General features: G+C 68.7%; 18 protein-coding genes. 15 read left to right on the top strand and 3 right to left on the bottom strand.

All coding sequences use genetic code 11. The features are described 5' to 3' along the window. Nucleotides 1-13: 13 nt before the first annotated feature. Nucleotides 14-706, bottom strand: a complete 693-nt coding sequence (locus C5C07_RS04480) for a metallophosphoesterase (RefSeq protein ID WP_050458776.1) — start codon at nt 704-706, stop codon at nt 14-16. A gap of 141 nt (nt 707-847) precedes the next feature. Here C5C07_RS04480 and C5C07_RS04475 point away from each other — a divergent pair, with 141 nt between their 5' ends. Then, nucleotides 848-1,627 carry a MarR family transcriptional regulator gene (locus C5C07_RS04475; protein ID WP_004972623.1) on the top strand — a complete coding sequence of 260 codons (780 nt, stop codon included), beginning with the start codon at nt 848-850 and terminating at the stop codon, nt 1,625-1,627. 42 nt (nt 1,628-1,669) lie between these two features. Here the strand turns inward: C5C07_RS04475 and C5C07_RS04470 are convergent, their stop codons facing one another. Continuing rightward, nucleotides 1,670-2,269: a J domain-containing protein gene (locus C5C07_RS04470; RefSeq protein ID WP_115804637.1), complete on the bottom strand. Its 600-nt coding sequence runs from the start codon at nt 2,267-2,269 to the stop codon at nt 1,670-1,672. Between the two features lie 77 nt (nt 2,270-2,346). On the opposite strand from C5C07_RS04470, the gene C5C07_RS04465 reads away from it, so the two are divergent. From C5C07_RS04465 to C5C07_RS04450, 4 genes are all read left to right on the top strand, one after another. After that, nucleotides 2,347-2,595 (top strand): hypothetical protein, encoded by a 249-nt coding sequence (locus tag C5C07_RS04465; RefSeq protein ID WP_115804636.1) that lies wholly within the window; start codon nt 2,347-2,349, stop codon nt 2,593-2,595. A 117-nt stretch (nt 2,596-2,712) separates the two neighbouring features. Beyond that, the gene (ppsA, locus tag C5C07_RS04460) at nt 2,713-4,989 is read left to right on the top strand and encodes a phosphoenolpyruvate synthase (RefSeq protein ID WP_050458772.1); all 2,277 of its coding nucleotides are present in this window, start codon (nt 2,713-2,715) and stop codon (nt 4,987-4,989) included. A gap of 127 nt (nt 4,990-5,116) precedes the next feature. Next, on the top strand, nt 5,117-6,190 hold the full coding sequence (gene mfnA / locus C5C07_RS04455; RefSeq protein ID WP_115804635.1) for a tyrosine decarboxylase MfnA: 1,074 nt from the start codon (nt 5,117-5,119) through the stop codon (nt 6,188-6,190). A 49-nt stretch (nt 6,191-6,239) separates the two neighbouring features. Further along, the gene (locus C5C07_RS04450; RefSeq protein ID WP_004972628.1) at nt 6,240-6,806 is read left to right on the top strand and encodes a YqaA family protein; all 567 of its coding nucleotides are present in this window, start codon (nt 6,240-6,242) and stop codon (nt 6,804-6,806) included. A 61-nt stretch (nt 6,807-6,867) separates the two neighbouring features. Here C5C07_RS04450 and C5C07_RS04445 read toward each other — a convergent pair whose 3' ends face one another. Further along, nucleotides 6,868-7,221 carry a hypothetical protein gene (locus C5C07_RS04445; RefSeq protein WP_050458770.1) on the bottom strand — a complete coding sequence of 118 codons (354 nt, stop codon included), beginning with the start codon at nt 7,219-7,221 and terminating at the stop codon, nt 6,868-6,870. Nucleotides 7,222-7,574: 353 nt separating this feature from the next. Between C5C07_RS04445 and metG the strand changes: the two genes are divergently transcribed. The 10 genes from metG (at nt 7,575) to C5C07_RS04395 (ending at nt 18,647) form a co-directional block, all read left to right on the top strand. Next, the gene (metG, locus tag C5C07_RS04440; protein ID WP_115804634.1) at nt 7,575-9,767 is read left to right on the top strand and encodes a methionine--tRNA ligase; all 2,193 of its coding nucleotides are present in this window, start codon (nt 7,575-7,577) and stop codon (nt 9,765-9,767) included. 131 nt (nt 9,768-9,898) lie between these two features. Further along, the gene (locus C5C07_RS04435) at nt 9,899-10,204 is read left to right on the top strand and encodes a hypothetical protein (RefSeq protein ID WP_004972631.1); all 306 of its coding nucleotides are present in this window, start codon (nt 9,899-9,901) and stop codon (nt 10,202-10,204) included. 70 nt (nt 10,205-10,274) lie between these two features. After that, the gene (locus C5C07_RS04430; RefSeq protein ID WP_115804633.1) at nt 10,275-10,562 is read left to right on the top strand and encodes a hypothetical protein; all 288 of its coding nucleotides are present in this window, start codon (nt 10,275-10,277) and stop codon (nt 10,560-10,562) included. Between the two features lie 114 nt (nt 10,563-10,676). Next, the gene (gene pyk, locus C5C07_RS04425; RefSeq protein ID WP_004972633.1) at nt 10,677-12,437 is read left to right on the top strand and encodes a pyruvate kinase; all 1,761 of its coding nucleotides are present in this window, start codon (nt 10,677-10,679) and stop codon (nt 12,435-12,437) included. A gap of 41 nt (nt 12,438-12,478) precedes the next feature. Then, complete coding sequence (locus C5C07_RS04420; RefSeq protein WP_004972634.1) at nt 12,479-12,709, top strand: hypothetical protein; 231 nt, start codon at nt 12,479-12,481, stop codon at nt 12,707-12,709. A 139-nt stretch (nt 12,710-12,848) separates the two neighbouring features. Continuing rightward, nucleotides 12,849-14,603 (top strand): hypothetical protein, encoded by a 1,755-nt coding sequence (locus tag C5C07_RS04415; protein ID WP_004972635.1) that lies wholly within the window; start codon nt 12,849-12,851, stop codon nt 14,601-14,603. Between the two features lie 84 nt (nt 14,604-14,687). Further along, complete coding sequence (locus C5C07_RS04410; protein ID WP_004972636.1) at nt 14,688-15,836, top strand: restriction endonuclease; 1,149 nt, start codon at nt 14,688-14,690, stop codon at nt 15,834-15,836. 102 nt (nt 15,837-15,938) lie between these two features. Beyond that, on the top strand, nt 15,939-16,541 hold the full coding sequence (locus C5C07_RS04405) for an NfeD family protein (RefSeq protein WP_004972638.1): 603 nt from the start codon (nt 15,939-15,941) through the stop codon (nt 16,539-16,541). A 125-nt stretch (nt 16,542-16,666) separates the two neighbouring features. Next, nucleotides 16,667-17,941, top strand: coding sequence for an SPFH domain-containing protein (locus tag C5C07_RS04400; protein WP_115804632.1), 1,275 nt, complete (start codon nt 16,667-16,669; stop codon nt 17,939-17,941). An 82-nt stretch (nt 17,942-18,023) separates the two neighbouring features. Continuing rightward, nucleotides 18,024-18,647, top strand: coding sequence for a MarR family transcriptional regulator (locus tag C5C07_RS04395; protein WP_004972642.1), 624 nt, complete (start codon nt 18,024-18,026; stop codon nt 18,645-18,647). Nucleotides 18,648-18,673 lie beyond the last annotated feature (26 nt).

The raw sequence follows: 18,673 nt of genomic DNA, 5'->3' as shown, positions 1-18,673 counted from the left end.
CCCACTTCGACAGTCAGAGCAACCGACGGAGCTTCCCCAGCGGCGGGAACGTGAGCGTCTCGCCCGCCTCCGCGTCGCGGACGAGCGGCCTGAAATCGTCCGCGTCGCGCACCAGCGGCGAGTCGAAGTCGGCCCCGCGCATCCCGTTTACTTCGACGCCCGCGGCGAGGCGGGTGAACGCCGGGAGCATCAGCACGTCGCCGCCGCGGTAGGCGTCGGGGCCGTAGAGGACGCAGGGTCGCCGCCGACCCTCGACGGCGAGCGTCGGGTGGTCGTGGCCGACGACGTACCGGTCGGCGTCGCCGTCGGGCTCGCGGTGGCCGTGGCAGACGAGCGTCCCGTCCGCGAGGCGGTACTCGTCGTGTACGTCTCCCGACCAGCCCTCCGCGAGCATCGTGTCGTGGTTGCCGGCGACGAACACCGGGTCGGCACCGGCGTCGCCGCACGTCTCCGCGAGGGCTTCGAGGGCCGCGACGTGGCGCTCCGTGACGCGGTCGAACCGGTGGAGCACGTCGCCGGCGAAGACGACCTCGCCGGGGGCGAACTCGGCGCAGTAGGCTCGCAGGCGCTCCGCGAGGTCGGTCCCCTCGCCGAGCGGAAAATCGACCGCCGAGGCGTCCGCTCGGCCGACGTGGAGGTCCGAGAGGACGAGCGCGTCGGCGTCGGGGAAGAAGACGGCGCGCTCGCGGACGGAGACGCGGGTCACGACCGAATCGAGGGGCGTCGGAGACAAATCACCATCGGCGGCGTGCGCCGGGGCGAACGCCCGCGAGAGGCCGGCGGAATTGGAGGTGGAGCCGGCGTCGGAGCAGGGGCCTTTTTAGTCGGTGCGTCCCACGTTCGGCACATGAGCGGCGCACTGGAGGACAAGCGCACCGCGACCCGCTTTCGCATCCTCGCCGAGATAGCCGACCGGCAGCCGGCGGTGAGTCAGGGCGAAATCGCCGAGGCGGTCGGGGTGACGAGTCAGGCGGTCTCCGAGTACATCCGCGACCTCGTCGAAGACGGGCTCGTCGAAAAGCAGGGCCGGTCGCGCTACCGCGTGACGAAAGAGGGCGTCGACTGGCTGTTTCAGGAGGCGCGCGCCCTCCAGCGGTTCGCCGAACACGTCACCGACGACGTGCTGGAGAGCGTCAACGAGGACGCCGCAATCGTCACCGACGACGTGGCGGCCGGCGACACGGTGACCCTGTCGCTCCGCGACGGCCTGCTACACGCCACGCCCGGCGACGACGGGCCGGCCATCGGCGTCGCGACCACCGACGCCGAGGCGGGCGACGCGGCCAGCGTCACCGGCTTCGAGGGCGTCATCGAGATGGAGCCCGGTTCGGTCCGCGTGCTGCAGGTGCCGCCCGCGCGGCTCGCCGAGTCCGACGCGGTCGACGCGGACGCGCTCGCGGCGGCGTGCGACGAGGCCGACATCGTCGTCGCCGCGGGCGTCGAGGCCGTCGTCGCCTGCCGCGACGCATCGGTCGACGTGCGGACGTGGTTCGCGCCGGGCGAGGTCGCCGCCGACGCCGCGGCCCGCGGACTCGACGCCGCGGTCGTCGCCAGCACAGACACCGCCGGGCGCGTGACCGACGCGCTCCGCGACGCGGGCGTGCTGTTCGAAGTGACGGAGCCGTAGCTCCGCGCCGGTTTCGGGGTTTCTCGACGTCGAATTCGCCGCTTAACTCTCCGCGTGTTCTCGGGCCATCGTGTACGCCTCCCGTAGCTCGCGGAACCGCTCGCGGTCGCCGCCGTGGTCGGGGTGTACGTCCTTCACCCGCGCGCGATAGGCGTCTCTGACGGCGTCCGAGGAGGCGTTCGCGGGGAGGTCGAGCCGGTCGAACGCGGCCGACACGGGGTCGTCGAGGTCGGCCAGTTCGGGCTCGATGTCCGGCACGTCGAAGGGGAGCCGCCGGCCGAGTTGGCCGCCGGGCATCTCGTGTTCGCAGAGGACGGCGTAGACGCCGGCGCGTTCGAGGCGGAAGAACGCCTGCGCGTCGAAGGTGATGGCGACGCCGCGGTCGGGGAGGAAGAACGCCACCGTCTCGCCGCGGATCGGGCGGTCCTCGACGAACCGCTCGTCGATGGCGGTGAGGTAGTCGCGGATTTCGTGGCGGCGGCGGCCCGTCCCGTCGACGCGGGGGCCGCGGGAGACCCGCCGCTCCGGGAAGACACGACCGCCGACGACGAAGACGCCGGCGACGACGACGGAGGCGACCGCGCCCGCGGCGAGGCCGACGAGGAGCCACGGCGGGAGCAGAAAGACCCACTCCGGAAGCACGCTAGAAGTCACGTGGCGAGCGATTATGAACCCCTCGCTGCCCGTACCGATTTGCCGCGGGAGAACGAAGAGCCGGCATGCGACCGATTCGCTTCGAGGAGGCCGACAGCGCTGAGCGAACCCAAATCGGCGAGGGACTGACGCGACCGGCCGTCGCCGCCGGACGACTGGAGACGGGCCGCGCCGAGGGGAAGTACTTCCTCCGACACGACGACGGCTGTGGGGTCTGCGGGAAGCCGGTCGAAGCCGGGTCGACGTTCTACCTCGACCCGGACACCGGCGAAATCCTCTGCGAAGAACACGGACGGGCGCGCCGAGAGTCCTGAGAACGTCCGTCTCCGGGTCGACGCCGCAATTTCATACTCGCCTTCGAGTGAGTTTTCATTCATACTTGTTTCGTTCGCAAACTTCTTTATCGGGGTGCGGGACCATACGAACATCACATGGCTGTAGTCTGGCTGGACGACGTACGGGCTGACGACCTCGACCTGGTCGGCGGGAAAGGCGCGTCGCTGGGCGAACTAACCGGTGCGGGGCTTCCCGTCCCGCCGGGATTCGTCGTGACGGCGAGCACGTACCGCGCGTTCATCGAGGACGCGGGCATCGACGACGAGCTGTTCGCCGCGGTCGAGGTCGACCACGAGGACTCCGAGGCGCTGCAGGCGGCCCACGAGACGGCGCACGACCTCATCATGGAGACGCCGATGCCGGACGACGTGCGGGAGGAAATCCTCGACGCCTACCGGAGCGTCGGCGAGGGCGACGCCTTCGTCGCCGTCCGGTCGTCCGCGACGGCCGAGGACCTGCCGGACGCCTCCTTCGCGGGCCAACAGGAGACGTTCCTGAACATCACCGAGGAGGACCTCCTCGACCGCGTCAAGGAGTGTTGGGCCTCGCTGTTCTCCGAGCGCGCCATCTACTACCGCAACCGCAAGGGCTTCCCCCACGACAAGGTCGACATCGCGGTGGTCGTCCAGCAGATGGTCGACGCCGAGAAGTCCGGCGTGATGTTCACCCGACACCCCTCGACCGGCAAGAAGGAGATTATCATCGAGGCCGCGTGGGGTCTCGGCGAAGCCGTCGTCTCCGGCACCGTCTCGCCCGACAACTACGTCATCAGCCGCGAGACCGGCGAGGTCGAGACGGCGACCATCGCGGACAAGAAGACGATGTGCGTCCGCGACGAGGAGAGCGGCGAGACCGTCATGCGCGACGTGCCGAGCGACCGCCGCCACGAGCGCGTCCTCACCGACGACGAGGTCTCCCGCCTGCTCGAACTCGGCGAACTGGTCGAAGACCACTACGAGACGCCGCAGGACGTGGAGTGGGCCGTCTACGAGGGCGAGGTCTACATGCTCCAGTCGCGCCCGATTACGACTATCGCCGAGGCTGACGACGGCGAGGAAGACGAGGGCGACAGCGGACGTTCGCGGGCGGCCGCGACCGGCGACGACGTGCTCATCCGCGGCCTCGGCGCGAGCCCCGGCATCGCCTCCGGCCGCGCCCGCATCGTCACCAAGCTCGACCACCTCGACCAGGTCGCCGAGGGCGACATCATCGTCACCGAGATGACCATGCCCGACATGGTGCCCGCGATGAAGCGCGCCGCCGGCATCGTCACCGACGAGGGCGGCATGACCTCCCACGCGGCCATCGTCTCCCGCGAACTCGGCGTGCCCGCGGTCGTCGGTACCGGCGACGGGACGAAGACCCTCGAAGACGGCGAGGTCGTCACCATCGACGGCGACAAGGGAACCGTCCGCGAGGGCGAAGAGCCCGAGGAGAAACAGCGCCAGCCCGTCGAGGAGGCCCGCCCCAAGACGCCCGTCAAGCCGATGACCGCGACCGAGGTCAAGGTCAACGTCTCCATCCCCGAGGCGGCCGAGCGCGCCGCCGCGACGGGCGCTGACGGCGTCGGCCTGCTCCGCATCGAGCACATGGTCCTGACGCTCGGCAAGACCCCCGAGCGGTTCATCGAGCAGAACGGCGAGCGCGCCTACGTGGACGAAATCGTCTCTGGCGTCCGCGAGGCCGCAGAGGAGTTCTACCCGCGGCCGGTCCGCGTCCGCACCCTCGACGCGCCGACAGACGAGTTCCGACAGCTCGAAGGCGGCGAGAACGAGCCGCGCGAGCACAACCCGATGCTCGGCTACCGCGGCATCCGTCGGGGCCTCGACAACCCGAGCGTTTTCCGCCTCGAACTGCAGGCGTTCCGCCGCCTGTTCGACATGGGCTACGACAACCTCGAAGTCATGTTCCCGCTCGTCAACGACGCCGAGGACGTGCTGCGGGCGAAAGAGCACATGCGCGAGGCCGGCATCGACCCCGAAAAGCGCGAGTGGGGCGTCATGATAGAGACGCCGGCCGCGGCGCTCTGCATCGAAGAGCTCGCCGACGCCGGCATCGACTTCGCCTCGTTCGGCACGAACGACCTGACGCAGTACACCCTCGCGGTGGACCGCAACAACGAGCACGTCGCCGACATCTACGACGAACTGCACCCGGCGGTGCTCAAACTCATCGGCGACACCATCGAGACGTGCCGCGAGGTCGGCGTGAAGACGAGCATCTGCGGGCAGGCCGGCTCGAAGCCCAAGATGGTTCAGTTCCTCGTCGACAAGGGCGTCAGCTCCATCTCGGCCAACATCGACGCCGTCCGCGACGTGCAACACGAGGTCAAGCGCGTCGAACAGCGGCTCCTCCTCGACTCGGTTCGCTGACCCCGGCGAACGTCGAGGTCGAACCACCCTCTCCCGTCTTTTCTCGTCCGGGTAGCGACGCCATCGGCTGGGCGACGTGGCGCAATGGAGCGGAACCGATATACTGGGTGTGGTTATAGTGGGATGCATGCAGCGCGCGGCACCGCAGGAGTTCGACCGCGTCCTCTCTTCGATGTGCACCCGACCGCACCCGGCCGCCCGGAAGGCCGCAGAGCGGTTCTTTGCCACCAACCCCGGCGACCCGGCGACCTATCAGGCCGTCGCCGCCCTCGAAGAAGACGCACTCTCGTACCTCGGCGACATCACCGGCCTCTCGGCCCCCCACGGCTACGTGACAAGCGGCGGGACCGAGGCCAACATCCAGGCCATCCGAGCCGCGCGCAACCACGCCCGCGACGACGACCCGAACGTCGTCGCCCCCGAGAGCATCCACTTCAGTTTCCAGAAGGCCGCCGACGTGCTCGACGTGGAGCTCCGAATCGTCCCCGTCGACGACGACTACCGCGCGAACGTCGCGGCCGTCCGCGAGGCCGTCGACGACCACACCGTCCTCGTCGCCGGCGTCGCCGGCACGACCGAGTTCGGCCGCGTCGACCCGATACCCGAGCTGACCGCGGTCGCCCACGACGCCGGCGCGCTGATGCACGTCGACGCCGCGTGGGGCGGGTTCATCCTCCCCTTCACCGACCACGAGTGGTCGTTCGCTCACGCGCCAATCGACTCGATGACCATCGACCCCCACAAGTACGGGCAGGCGGTCGTCCCCGCCGGCGGCCTGTTGTTCCGCGAGAAGTCGGTCGTCGACTCGCTGGCAGTCGACACGCCGTACCTCGAATCCGCGTCGCAGGCGAGCCTCACCGGCACCCGAAGCGGCGCGGGCGTCGCCTCCGCGGCCGCCGCGATGCGCGAACTCTGGCCCGACGGCTACCGCGACGCCTACGAGCGCCAGCAGGCGAACGCCGAGTGGTTCTACGACGAACTCCGCTCTCGGGGCTACGACGCGGTCGAACCGGACCTCCCGCTGGTCGCCGCGAGCGTCCCCGACGGGCAGTTCGAGTCGCTTCGGGACCTCGGCTGGCGTATCTCGCGGACCGCGAGCGGCGAACTCCGCATCGTCTGCATGCCGCACGTCTCCCGCGAGTCGCTCCGGGCGTTCCTCTCGGACCTCGACGACCTCCGGTCGGGGCCGACGCGCAACTGAGCCGGTCCGAACCTGAAAACTTACAACCGACTGGCTTCGACCCTCTCGTGTGTCTCTCACCGCGTTCGCATCGCTCGCAGACCTGACGCTCAGTCTGTACCCCGACTTCTCGTGGCTCTCGTCGCTCGTCGAGACGGCCACCGGCTGGGTCGGGCTGGTCATCATCTTCGCGTACTCGTTTCTCATCGCCTTCGCCCTCCCGGGCGTGAGCGAAATCGTCCTCGCCGCCCCGCTCGACCTCGGGCTCCCCTACGGCGCGAAGCTGGCGGTCATCATCCTCGTCAGCGGCGCGGGCAAGGCCGCAGGCAGCGTCTTCGCCTTCTACATCGGCCGTCAGACGACGGAGTCGGGCTACGTCGAACGGGCGCTCGAACGGCTCCCGGTCGACGTGATGGGGTGGACCGAGCGCAAGGCCGTCCAAATCGCACAGAACTGGGGCTTCGCCGGACTCGCGGCCGCGCTCTGCGTGCCGGGCTTTCCCGACACGCTCTCGATTTACGCGTTTTCGGTCCTCGAAGACGACTACCTCAAGTTCGCGGCCGCGACGTTCGTCGGCTCCTGCGGCCGACTCATCGTGACGGTCATCGGTATCGAGGCGGCGCTGGCGTTCCTCTGAGCGGGGCGCGCGCGGGTCGGCTCACCTCGCTGTCGTCGTCGCGCCGCCGTCAGTACCGCTGTCAGCCGCTCGCTTCCGAGCCCGTCGCCGTCTCGGACGTCGCCTCGAACGACTCGACGGACGCGTAGTTGACGACGACGAACGCGACGAAGAGGACGGCCGCGAGCGCCGCGAACGACAGCGACAGCGTCCGGCACGTGGCCGCGGACAGGCCGAGGCGTCGGCCGACCGACTCGATTGCGAAGACACCGGCGAGCGCGAGCGAGACGCCGATGGCGAGAATCCAGCCGCCGCCGAGCGGCGACTGCGGGACGAGAAGGAGACCGTAGCCGGAGACGAACAGCCCGAGGAGGATGGCGAACACGGCGGCGAAGCCGACGCTCCGGGCGGGTTGGGAGGCGGTAGTCGTAGTCACGCCGAACAGGGCGTCGGCCGACGAGATAGCGGTTGCGTGACTCGTGCTGGCGCGTCGCCGTCGCGGTCGTCCGCAGCCCGGTCGTCCGCAGTCCGGTCGAGTGCGGCGGTCCCGAGCGGTCCCGATAATTTATAGGCGCGCTCGGCTTCAGTACCGGTGTGACCGCGACGGGTCTCCCCGACAACATGCGTATGCGCGCTCCCTTTTAGCCGCGGGTGGACCCGCCTCCGGCCGTCGCCTCGGTAACGTGAGACGACGGTCGGGTCCGGCGAACCTCGGGGCGATATCGCACCGCCAGACAGACGCATCCGAAGCGGCGGGCTTTAGGCCCGCTTCCGAGATACACGACACATATGAGTCACGAGGACTTCCCCACGGAGAAGCCAGCGGTGGTGACGTGTGGACTGCCGTACGCCAACGGCGACCTCCACATCGGCCACCTCAGAACGTACGTCGGCGGCGACATCTACAGTCGCTCGCTGCGAACACTCGGCCAAAAGACGGCCTTCGTCAGCGGGTCGGACATGCACGGCACGCCCGTCGCCGTCAACGCCGAGAAAGAGGGCGTCACGCCCGAGGAGTTCGCGCTCCGCCACCACGAGAAGTACGAGGCGACGTTCCCCCGCTTCAACATCGAGTTCGACAACTACGGCCACACCCACGACGAGACGAACACCGAACTGACCCAGGAAATCGTCCGCACGCTCGAAGCCGAGGGCTACGTCTACGAGAAGGAGATTCCGGTCGCCTACGACCCCGAGGCGGACCAGTGGCTCCCCGACCGCTTCGTCGAGGGCGCCTGTCCGTACTGCGGCGCGCACGCCCGCGGCGACGAGTGCGACGAGGGCTGCGGCCGCCACCTCGAACCCGGCGAAATCGAAGACCCGACCTCGACGCTCACCGGCAACGCCGCGGAGTACCGCGAGCGCGAGCACAAGTTCTTCGCGGTCTCCGACCTCCAAGACTATCTCCAGGAGTTCATCGACCGCCTCGAAGGCACCTCGAACGCCCAGAACCAGCCCCGCGAGTGGATAGAGGGCGAACTGCAGGACTGGTGTATCACCCGCGACATGGACTGGGGCATCGACTACCCCGGCGTCTCCGAATCCTCGGCGGATTCGGAGGCAGACCAGACGGAGTCTGGGCGTGACGATAGCGACGACCTCGTGCTGTACGTCTGGGTCGACGCGCCAATCGAATACATCTCCTCGACCAAGCAGTACACGGAGCGCGTCGGCGCCGACACCTTCGACTGGGAGGCCGCGTGGAAGGACGCCGGTGTCTCTGAATCCGACGCGGGTTCGGAGGCTCGCCGGACGGAGTCCGGCGGTGACATCGTCCACATCATCGGCCGCGACATCATCCAGCACCACACCGTCTTCTGGCCGGCGATGCTCCGCGGCGCGGGCTACGTCGAGCCGCGCGCGGTCATGGCCTCCGGCTTCATCACGCTCAACGGCAAGGGCTTTTCCACCTCGCGCAACCGCGCCGTCTGGGCCGACGAGTACCTCGACGAGGGCTTCCACCCCGACCTGCTGCGGTACTACCTCGCCACCAACGGCGGATTCCAGCAGGACGTGGACTTCTCGTGGTCGAAGTTCAAAGACCGCGTGAACAGCGAACTCGTCGGCACGGTCGGCAACTTCCTCTACCGGTCGATGCTCTTCGCGTACCGCAACTTCGAGGGGACGCCCGAGGCTGAGGTGTCCGAGGAAGTCGAAGCCCGCATTCAGGAGGCCATCGACGAGTTCGAAGCCGGCATCAACGACTACTCGGTCCGGAAGTCCGGCAACGCCGCCGTCCGCCTCGCGCAGTTCGGCAACGAGTACATCCAGCACAACGAGCCGTGGAAGCTCACCGACGAGGACCCCGAGGCCGCGGCGCAGGTCATCCGCGACTGCGTCCAAATCGCGAAGGCCATCGCCGTGCTGTTCTTCCCCGTCGCGCCGGGCAAGATGCAGGCGCTCTGGGAGCAACTCGGCGAGGACGGCTCGGTGACCGACACCGGCGTCGACGACGCCTTCGAAGCTCCACCGGCGTCCTTCGGCGAGCCCGAGGCGCTGTTCGAGAAAATCGAAGACGAGCGCGTCGAGGAGCTCAACGAGAAGCTCGAAGCGCGCGTGGCCGAGACGGAATCCGAAAGCGACGAGTCCGACGAGGACGCCGAGGAGGATATGGACGCAGACTCCGACTCTGACGCCGACATCGACTTCGAACCCCTCGCCGACGACCGCATCTCCTTCGAGGACTTCCAGGAGCTCGACATCCGCGTGGGCGAAATCGTCGCCGCCGAGGGCATCGACGGCGCGGACAAACTCGCCAAGCTCACCGTCGACATCGGCGTCGAAGAGCGCCAAATCGTCGCCGGCATCAAACAGCTCCACGACCTCGACTCGCTCGCCGGGTCGAAGGTCATCATCGTCGCCAACCTCGAGAAGGCCGAGCTGTTCGGCGTCGAGTCCAACGGGATGCTGTTGGCCGCGGGCGACGAGGCCGACATCCTGACGACCCACGGCGACGCCGTCCCCGGCACGAAAGTCCAGTAAGCGACCGTCTGCGACCCGATACGCGACCGCTCGCGACCCGATTTTTCCGACGCGCCGTCTCGACCGCCCCACCGCCCTCGTATCAGGCGTGGACCACAGCGCCTAACTGCGCCGACTCCCGAGCGTCGCCCATGCGAATCGGAAGACGGGAAGCGGTCGGAATCGTCGTCGCGCTCGCGGTGTTCGCGGGCGTCGTCGCCGCGGTCACGGGCGGCGGCGCGGGCACCCTGACCGTCGAGCGCGTGGACGAACTCCCGCAGGGACAGGGCGCGGTGGCCTTCGGCAACCTCGACCCCGACCAACGCGAGACGTTCGAGGAGGCAGTCTCGACCGGCGAACCGGCGGCGATACCGAACGAGGCCGCGAGAAACGAGTTCGCCGACCCCGGCTACGTCCGGTACGACGGCGACATCTACCGGACGACCGTCTCCGACTGAGTCGGCGTTCGACGCTCGAATCCCGCGTCGCAACCGGAGCCGATTTGAGCGGCGACACTGGAGCGCCGCCATGCGACTCAGCGTGTTACTCGCCGCGGCGCTCGTCGTCTCGACGGGCTGTCTCGGCGGCGCGAGCGGGACCGCGAGACTGAGCGTCGCCCGGGTCGACGACCTCCCGCAGGGCGAGGGAGCCGTCTCGTACCAGAACCTCGCGCCGGCCCAGCAGTCGGCGTTTCGGGAGGCGCTCGGAGGCGAGACCGTGACCCTCCGGGAGGGAACGGACAGAAACGAGTTCCGCGACCCCGGCTACGTCAGACACGACGGAGAAATTTACCGAACGACCATTATAGTTTCGTGACGGCGACCGAGCGGTCAGTTCGACGGGCGAACTATAGAGAGTACGTATGCGAACCCGTTACTCGACACCGAGTTCATCATCGGGCTTTTTTATCAGTCACTCGTAGGCGACGCCATGAGAAACGCAAAAATCGTCTGCACCCTCGGTCCCGCGTCCTTCGACCGGGAGACGATTCGCGGGCTCGCCGACGCCGGCATGAGCGTCGCCCGGATGAACGCGAGCCACGGCAACGTCGAACACCGGTCCGACGTCATCGACAGCATCCGCGCCGTCGACGACGCGACCGACGAACCGCTCGCGGCCATGCTCGACCTGCAGGGCCCCGAGGTCCGAACCGCCGACATCGACGAGGACATCTACCTCGAAACCGGAAGCGAGGTCCGCTTCTACGAGGGCGACGACGCCACGCCCGAGGCGGTCGGGCTGTCGTACTCCATCACCGCCGCGGAGTCCGGCGACACCATCCTCCTCGACGACGGCCGCATCGAGGCCACCGTCGAGCGCGTCGAGGACGACTCGGTCCACGCGACCATCGTCTCCGGCGGGAAGCTCAGTTCGCGCAAGGGCGTGAACGTCCCCGGCGTCGACCTCGACATCGACCTCATCACCGACTCCGACTACGAGAACCTGAAGCTCGCCGCGAAGAAGGAAGTCGACTACGTCGCCGCCTCGTTCATCCGCGACGCGGAGGACGTCTACACCATCAGCGACACCCTCGAGAACCTCGGCGCGGAGATTCCCATCATCGCCAAAATCGAGCGCGCCGGCGCGGTCGAGAACCTCGACGAAATCATCCAGGCGGCCCACGGCGTGATGGTCGCCCGCGGCGACCTCGGCGTCGAGTGCCCCCTCGAAGAGGTTCCCATCATCCAGAAGCGCACCATCCGCAAAGCGCAGGCCGCGGGCGCGCCGGTCATCACCGCGACCGAGATGCTCGACTCGATGGTCCGCTCGCGCCGCCCGACCCGCGCGGAGGCGTCCGACGTGGCCAACGCCGTCCTCGACGGCACCGACGCCGTGATGCTCTCCGGCGAGACCGCCGTCGGCGACCACCCCGTCCGCGTCGTCGAGACGATGTCCCGCATCGTCGAGGAAGTCGAAGAGAGCCCCGAGTACGACGAGAGCCAAGAACAGCGCGTCCCGACCGCCGACGAGGGCTCCCGCACCGAGGCGCTGGCCCGCTCGGCGCGCTACCTCGCCCGCGACGTGAACGCCGCGGCCGTCGTCGCCGTCTCCGAGTCCGGTTACACCGCCCGGAAGACCGCGAAGTTCCGCCCCGGCGTCCCCGTCGTCGCCGTCACGCCGAACGACCGGACGCGCCGTCAGCTCGCCGTCTCGTGGGGCGTCTCGGCGCAGTACGCCGACTACAGCCCGAGCGTGGAGGGCGTCATGGACGACGCCGTCACCGCCGCGCTCGACGCCGGCGTCGCGGAGTCCGGCGACACCATCGTCGTCCTCTCCGGCATGATGACGGAGCTCGAAGGGACGAACACGACGAACATGCTCAAGGTCCACGTCGCCGCCGAGCCCGTCGCCACGGGCCGGAAAATCGTCAGCGGCCGGGTCGCCGGCCCCCTCTACCGCACCGAGGACGGCGACCTCACGGACGTGCCCGAGGGCGCGATTCTCGCGCTGTCGGCCGAGTTCGACGGCGAGTTCGACGGCGACGCCGACAAGCTCGCCGGAATCGTCGACGCCCGCGCGGGCATGACCGGCTACCCGGCGCTCGTCGCGCGCGAACTCGACATCCCGATGGTGTCGGGCGCGCCGCTCCCGAAGACCATCAAGCAGGGCGCGACCGTCACGCTCCACGCCGAGCGCGGCATCGTCTACGAGGGCGACGTCATCAGCCACGACCGCGGCAACCGGCAGTAGTGCGGTAGCCCTTTCCCGCCGCGACGCCTACCCACGATTCGATGTCCCGCGCACCCTCTCCCGAGGCCGAAGACGACCGCGACGGCGACGGCGAGTGGCGCTTCGGCGTCGACGACGTCGGCCCCGACGGCATCGTCGACGACGAACCCGAGATCGAACAGCTCCCCATCGAGCCCGGGTCACCGCGGGCCGAAAACGTCGCGTTCGTGTTCCTCGGCGTCCTCCTCGCGGTCGGGCTCATCGTCATCACCGTGTTCCCGGGCGCGGTCTGACCGCCCAACGGCGCGCCGGTCGCGAGCCGCCGCGAGGTCCGAACCTCGACCATCCGACTTTCCGTTTTGATAATCGGGACTGTTGATTTATGTGACCCCGAGGGGAACCACCGTCAACCCCCCGACCGGGACACACCAAATGAGTTACGCAGTCCGCGCACCCTCCGTGTTGGTCGCCGCGTTGATTCTCCTCGCGGCGCTCTGGGTTCCGACGCCCGCAGTCGCCGCCGACGAGCCGACCGCGTCGTTCGGCGAGGACGTTACCACCGTCACCCGCGGTGACGTCGTCGAGATACGTGTCCAGCACTCCCAGCCGGGCACGCTCCACATCGGCGGCGACGGTTACGGCTACCACCTGACCGTCGCCCTCGTCGGGTCGGGGACGACCACCCTGACCGTCGACACCTACAACTCGACCGGCGCGCCCGAGACGTACGTCTCCGGTGGCGGCAACAAGACGCTCCACACCGGCCACCTCGGCGAGCCCATCGAGCCGGCGACGTACATGATGAACGTCACCATCGACGGCGTCGAACGCGCCATCGGCCAACTCGACGTCGCGGAGCGCGGGAACACGTCGGCGACGACCAACGTCGCGCCCGCGAGCCTGAACGACTCCGACGCGTCGGTGTCGCCCGGGGACGTTCGGGGCGTGATGACCGAGCGGACGACCGTCGCCAAGGGCGACCTCGCGGTCGTCCGCCTCGACGAGAGCGGGCTCGAATCGGCGCTGAACCCGGACGACGTGACCGGCGGCGCGAACGCGCGCGGTATCGAAATCACGCTGAATCAGCTCGAAGTCCGGCCGAACCGAGAACAACAGACGTTCCTCGCGACGCCGGAAAACGGGACGACCGTCGTCACCGACTTCGAGAACGACGAGGTGTTGGTCGTCTGGGACACCTCGGAGCTCCCGCTGGAAGGTGACACCGAGGAGTACGAACTGCAGGTGACGCTCCGCGGCGACCACAGCGACTTCGTCGACGAGGACACCATCACGGCGCGCTCGCGGGTGCGGCTCGTCGAACCGACCGTCTCCATCGAGGTGCGAAACGAGACGGTGTACCCGTGGGAGTCACTGCGGGTGAACGTCACCGGTGAGACCACCCTCGCGCCGAACAGCGTCGTCGAACTCCGGGCGCGCGCCCCCGGCCAGCCGTTCTTGAGGCTCGTGCCGATGACGGTCACGGCGAACCGGACCGTCTCGCAGAACCTCACGTTCGCGCCCGAGGACCGCGGGCTCACGTTCCCGCTTTGGGTGCGCGACTACCGCGACGAGACCGAACACACGATGCGCATCCTCGACTCCGAGGCGAACCTCCGGTTCGTCGACCAGGAGACCGACGGGACGTTCGTCACCATCAGCCGCGTGAACCTCTCGGTCGGCGGCTTCGTCGCCGTCGAGACCGCCGACGAGGAGCCGCTGGGGACGAGCGCGTACCTCCCGCCGGGGACGCATCGAAACGTCGTCGTAGACTTCGACCGCCGACAGTTGGCCGACGCGGAGTTGCTCGCCATCGCCTACGCGGACCGCGACCGCGACGGGAACTTCTCGGTCGCGGTCGACGCGCCGTACCGGACCGGCGGCGACGGTAATGGTACCGACGGCAACGCGACCGCGGACGACAACGAGACGGTCGGCACCATCGTCGCCGACGACGCGATGGTCCGACTCGAACCCGGCGCGAAGACGCCGACGCCGACGGCCACGCCGACCGCGACGACAACAGAACCGACCGCGGAAACGACAACCGAGACGCCGTTCCCGGTCGTCGAACGGACGCCGCTGGAACCGGCCGCCGCCGGAACGAACACTGGAATCCCGTTCTCGCCGGGGCTGACGGTCGTCGCGCTCGTCCTCACCGGACTGGCCGCGCGGCGACTGCGACGCTGACGAACACCGAGGCGACAAGATGACACACGACCGACGCGGACACGACCGACGACCCGCCCCCGACGGACCGGAGGGACGCGAACAGTGACGAGACTCGTCGAACTCGAACCGACGAAGTTCGTCCACTTCCTCTCGGACCTCTGGACCCAACGGAACTGGCAGACGAACGCCCAGCCCCGAGGCGAAGGTCGATACCTCGTACAGGGGCAGCGCGGCGACGGCACGAAAGGGCTCATGCTCGTGCTCCCGTCCGTCGAGACGACGGTGGGAACGGGGCACGTCAAGGGGTTCGTCGCGCACGCGAAAAAACGCGGCATCGACACCGTCGTCGTCGCCACGCAGGGCGAGTTCGACGACTCGGTCCGCGGGTTCGCCACGAACCACGACGTGACGCTGCTCGACCGCGACGAACTCGGCGAGACCGTCGCCGACGAGGGACTCGAACAGACCGTCAAACAGTACACGGACGGCGAGGTGTTCGAGACGGCGGAGGTCGAGTTCGGCCTGCCGTTCGACCTGCCCGAGCCGGTCGAAGAGGCGTTGGCGTCGCTCCCGATAGCCGCCGTACGCGAACGGCTCGCCGGGCTCACCGGCGACGGCGACGGGGGTGGGGGCGGCGGCGACGACTCCTCGGGCGGTTCGCTCCGCGACAGGCTGCCGTCGTCGGTCGACGACCTGAAGTCCGGGTCGCCGCCGAGCGTCCGCGTCGTCGTCGTCGCCGTCCTGTTGCTCGTCCTCGCGCTCGGTTCCGTGGCCGTACTCGGGCCGATGGTGGACGGGCTCGGCGGGTCGAGCGCCGGCGGAAACGGCGTCGCCGTCTCCGCGCTCTCGGGCGCGAGCACCGACTCGGCCGACCTGGTCGCTCGGTGGAACGCGCGGACGGCAGACTCGCTTCAGGTGGGTAACCAAACGTACGCCGCGCCGGAGGGAGAGCGGTTCGTCGTCGTCGGACTCAATGCGACGGCCGCGAGCGGCTCACCCGGGAACCTACCGCAGTCGGCGCTCGTGTTCGAGTCTGACGGCGTCAGCTACGGTCACCAGCCGCTGTCGAACGCGACCGGCTTCGACAACGGCGCGCTGTTCGCTCCCGGCGAGAGCACGCACGTCTGGACCGTCTTCGCCGTGCCGACGAACGCGACCACCGGGACCGTCCTCGTCCAGCCGACGAACGAGGACACCGTGGCGTTCGTCCACGACGACACCGTCTCGACCGACCCGAACGGCGACGACTGAGCGCGGGCGAGTCCGCCCCGCCACGGGAATCGCGCACCGACCGCGGCCCCCGCGACGAATTCGACCCTCAATCCTTAATCGGGCGACGGCCCTAGAGCCGGTATGGCATACCTGCCGTTCCCGTTACAGACCGGTCTCATCACCCCCGAGACGCTTCCGCTGTTGCTCGTGCTCGCGGGGCTCGGCCTGTCGCTCGCGGAGGCCATCGCCCCCGGCGCACATTTCGTCGTCCTCGGCGTCGCCCTCCTCGCGGCGGGACTGGCCGGCCTCCTCATCGCGCCGCTCGCGACCCCGCTTATCCTGGGTCTGCTCGTCTTCGTCTTCGGCGCGCTCGCGCTCTACGGCTACCGAGAGCTCGACCTCTACGGCGGGAAAGGAGAGGGAAAGACGAGCGACTCGGACGCGTTGACGGGGAAGATGGGGCGCGTCACCGAGCGCGTCACGCCGACCAGCGGCGAGGTCAAACTCGACGAGGGCGGCTTTAACCCCTACTACGCCGCCCGCTCTGTCCACGGCGAACTGGAGGAAGGAACCGAAGTCATCGTCGTCGACCCCGGCGGCGGCAACGTCGTGACCGTCGAGGGAGTCGGCCCCGGCGAAGACGAAATCGACCGCGAACTCGCCCGCGAGCGGGCGCGGCAGCGACGCGAGGAGTCCGCGGAGCGCGAAGAAGAACTCGAACGAGAGGGTACCGAAGGCGTCTGACCGGCGGCCGCCGCGCGCCGACCGGCGCGGTTCGGGCCGACTGCGCCCTCGTCGCCGCCGAAATCGTCCGACGTGACGGCCGCACCACACGAATACTTATCATTCGTCCAACCCAACACGGGCGTATGGACTTACTTGCCCTCCAGGCGGGACTGGGCATCGGAGGCGTCGTCGTCGGCCTCCTCGTGCTCGTCCTCGCCATCGTGACGGTGTATCAGATGGTCGAAATCGTGGACGCCTACGAGAAGAAGGCGCTCACGGTGTTCGGGGAGTACCGACGCCTCCTCGAACCGGGTATCAACTTCATCCCGCCGTTCGTCTCTCGGACCTACGCGTTCGACATGCGGACCCAGACGCTCGACGTGCCCCGACAGGAAGCCATCACGCGCGACAACTCGCCGGTGACCGCCGACGCCGTCGTCTACATCAAGGTGATGGACGCGAAGAAGGCGTTCCTCGAGGTCGACAACTACAAGCGCGCCGTCTCCAACCTCGCCCAGACGACCCTCCGGGCCGTCCTCGGCGACATGGAGCTCGACGACACGCTCAACAAGCGTCAGGAAATCAACGCGCGCATCCGCAAGGAACTCGACGAGCCGACCGACGAGTGGGGCGTCCGCGTCGAGTCCGTCGAGGTCCGCGAGGTCAACCCCAGCGCCGACGTGCAGCAGGCGATGGAACAGCAGACCTCCGCCGAGCGCCGCCGCCGCGCCATGATTCTCGAAGCGCAGGGTGAACGCCGCTCCGCCGTCGAGACCGCGGAGGGTGAAAAGCAGTCGAACATCATCCGCGCGCAGGGTGAAAAGCAGTCGCAGATTCTCGAAGCGCAGGGTGACGCAATCTCGACGGTCCTCCGCGCGAAATCCGCCGAGTCGATGGGCGAGCGCGCCATCATCGACAAGGGCATGGAGACGCTCGAACGCATCGGACAGGGCGAGTCCACGACGTTCGTCCTCCCGCAGGAGCTCACGTCGCTCGTCGGCCGCTACGGCAAACAGCTCACCGGCTCCGACGTGCAGGACATGGAAGGCCTCTCCAGCAAGCAGTTCGACGAGGAGACCCGCGAACTCATCGGGCTCGACGACATCGAGGAGATTCTCGGCCAGATAGACCAGGCCGCCGAGATGGACGTCGAACAGCTCGAACAGGAGGCCGAAGCCATCAAGGCCGGCGCCGAGGTCAACGACATCAAGTCGCCCGACGAGGTCATCGCCGAGGCCGACGAGGAAGAAGAACCCATCAAGTCGTCCGACGAGGTCGTCGCCGAAAGCGAGGGCGCCGACGACGCGGCCGCGACCGGCGGGTCGGCGGACACGGAGACCGCGAGCAACGGGCAACCCGACGCCGACGATGACGGCGACGACGAAAGCGAGATGTCCTTCGAGAAGGACCTCGAATAGTCGCATCGGCGGACGGTCCCGGACTCGGACGGTTGTAAATGCCGAAGCCCTTTTCTTCGCGCCGTCTCGTATGTGGGAGTAGATGTCGAACCGCCGGGTAGACGAAGACAAGCGCGCGACCCTCCGTCGGTTCGCCGCGCTCGGGGCCGCCACGCCGCTCGTGGGCCTCGGGGGTGGCGACGACAGCGAGGACGACTCGTCCGGGTCGAGCGACGCGCGGGACGCCATCGTCGGCTACGTCGCGTCCACGCCCGGCGCGCACTTCTCGAAGGTCCGCGACGACCTCAAGTTAGGGACCGGCGAGACGCAGTACCACCTCCGGAACCTCGTCGACGACGACACGCTCGAAGTGCGCCGCGACGGCGACTACAAGCGGTTTTTCCCCGCGAGTCGGTTCTCCGAGTTCGAGCAGGTCGCGCTCGGCTATCTCCGCCGCGACACGCCGCGCGGGATGCTCGTCCACCTGCTTCGCGACCCCGACGCGACGGGAAGCGAACTCGCCGACCGCCTCGGCGTCTCGCGGGCGACGGTGAGCACGTACGCGAAGAAACTCGACGCCGTGGGCCTCCTCTCGCGCGAGGACGGCTACGCGGTCCGCAACCCCGAGACGGTCATCACGCTCCTGATTCGCTACGCCGACTCCTTCGGCTCCGACGCCGCGGCGTTCGCCGACGACGCGGCCGAACTCATCCGGTTCGACCCCTGACGAGGTCGGACGAGTCGAGGCCGGCG

Origin of the sequence: Haloferax sp. Atlit-4N, assembly GCF_003383025.1 — an archaeon.
In the GTDB taxonomy this organism is placed as follows: Archaea; Halobacteriota; Halobacteria; order Halobacteriales; family Haloferacaceae; genus Haloferax; species Haloferax gibbonsii.
Note: the sequence above shows the minus strand (reverse complement) of the source record. Positions and strands in the feature narration are given on the sequence as shown.

Coding starts and splice junctions, on each gene's coding strand:
- C5C07_RS04475 (WP_004972623.1), top strand. CDS start 848: ATGAGCGGCGCACTGGAGGACAAGCGCACCGCGACCCGCTTTCGCATC.
- C5C07_RS04465 (WP_115804636.1), top strand. CDS start 2,347: ATGCGACCGATTCGCTTCGAGGAGGCCGACAGCGCTGAGCGAACCCAA.
- ppsA (WP_050458772.1), top strand. CDS start 2,713: ATGGCTGTAGTCTGGCTGGACGACGTACGGGCTGACGACCTCGACCTG.
- mfnA (WP_115804635.1), top strand. CDS start 5,117: ATGCAGCGCGCGGCACCGCAGGAGTTCGACCGCGTCCTCTCTTCGATG.
- metG (WP_115804634.1), top strand. CDS start 7,575: ATGAGTCACGAGGACTTCCCCACGGAGAAGCCAGCGGTGGTGACGTGT.
- C5C07_RS04435 (WP_004972631.1), top strand. CDS start 9,899: ATGCGAATCGGAAGACGGGAAGCGGTCGGAATCGTCGTCGCGCTCGCG.
- C5C07_RS04430 (WP_115804633.1), top strand. CDS start 10,275: ATGCGACTCAGCGTGTTACTCGCCGCGGCGCTCGTCGTCTCGACGGGC.
- pyk (WP_004972633.1), top strand. CDS start 10,677: ATGAGAAACGCAAAAATCGTCTGCACCCTCGGTCCCGCGTCCTTCGAC.
- C5C07_RS04420 (WP_004972634.1), top strand. CDS start 12,479: ATGTCCCGCGCACCCTCTCCCGAGGCCGAAGACGACCGCGACGGCGAC.
- C5C07_RS04415 (WP_004972635.1), top strand. CDS start 12,849: ATGAGTTACGCAGTCCGCGCACCCTCCGTGTTGGTCGCCGCGTTGATT.
- C5C07_RS04405 (WP_004972638.1), top strand. CDS start 15,939: ATGGCATACCTGCCGTTCCCGTTACAGACCGGTCTCATCACCCCCGAG.
- C5C07_RS04400 (WP_115804632.1), top strand. CDS start 16,667: ATGGACTTACTTGCCCTCCAGGCGGGACTGGGCATCGGAGGCGTCGTC.
- C5C07_RS04395 (WP_004972642.1), top strand. CDS start 18,024: ATGTCGAACCGCCGGGTAGACGAAGACAAGCGCGCGACCCTCCGTCGG.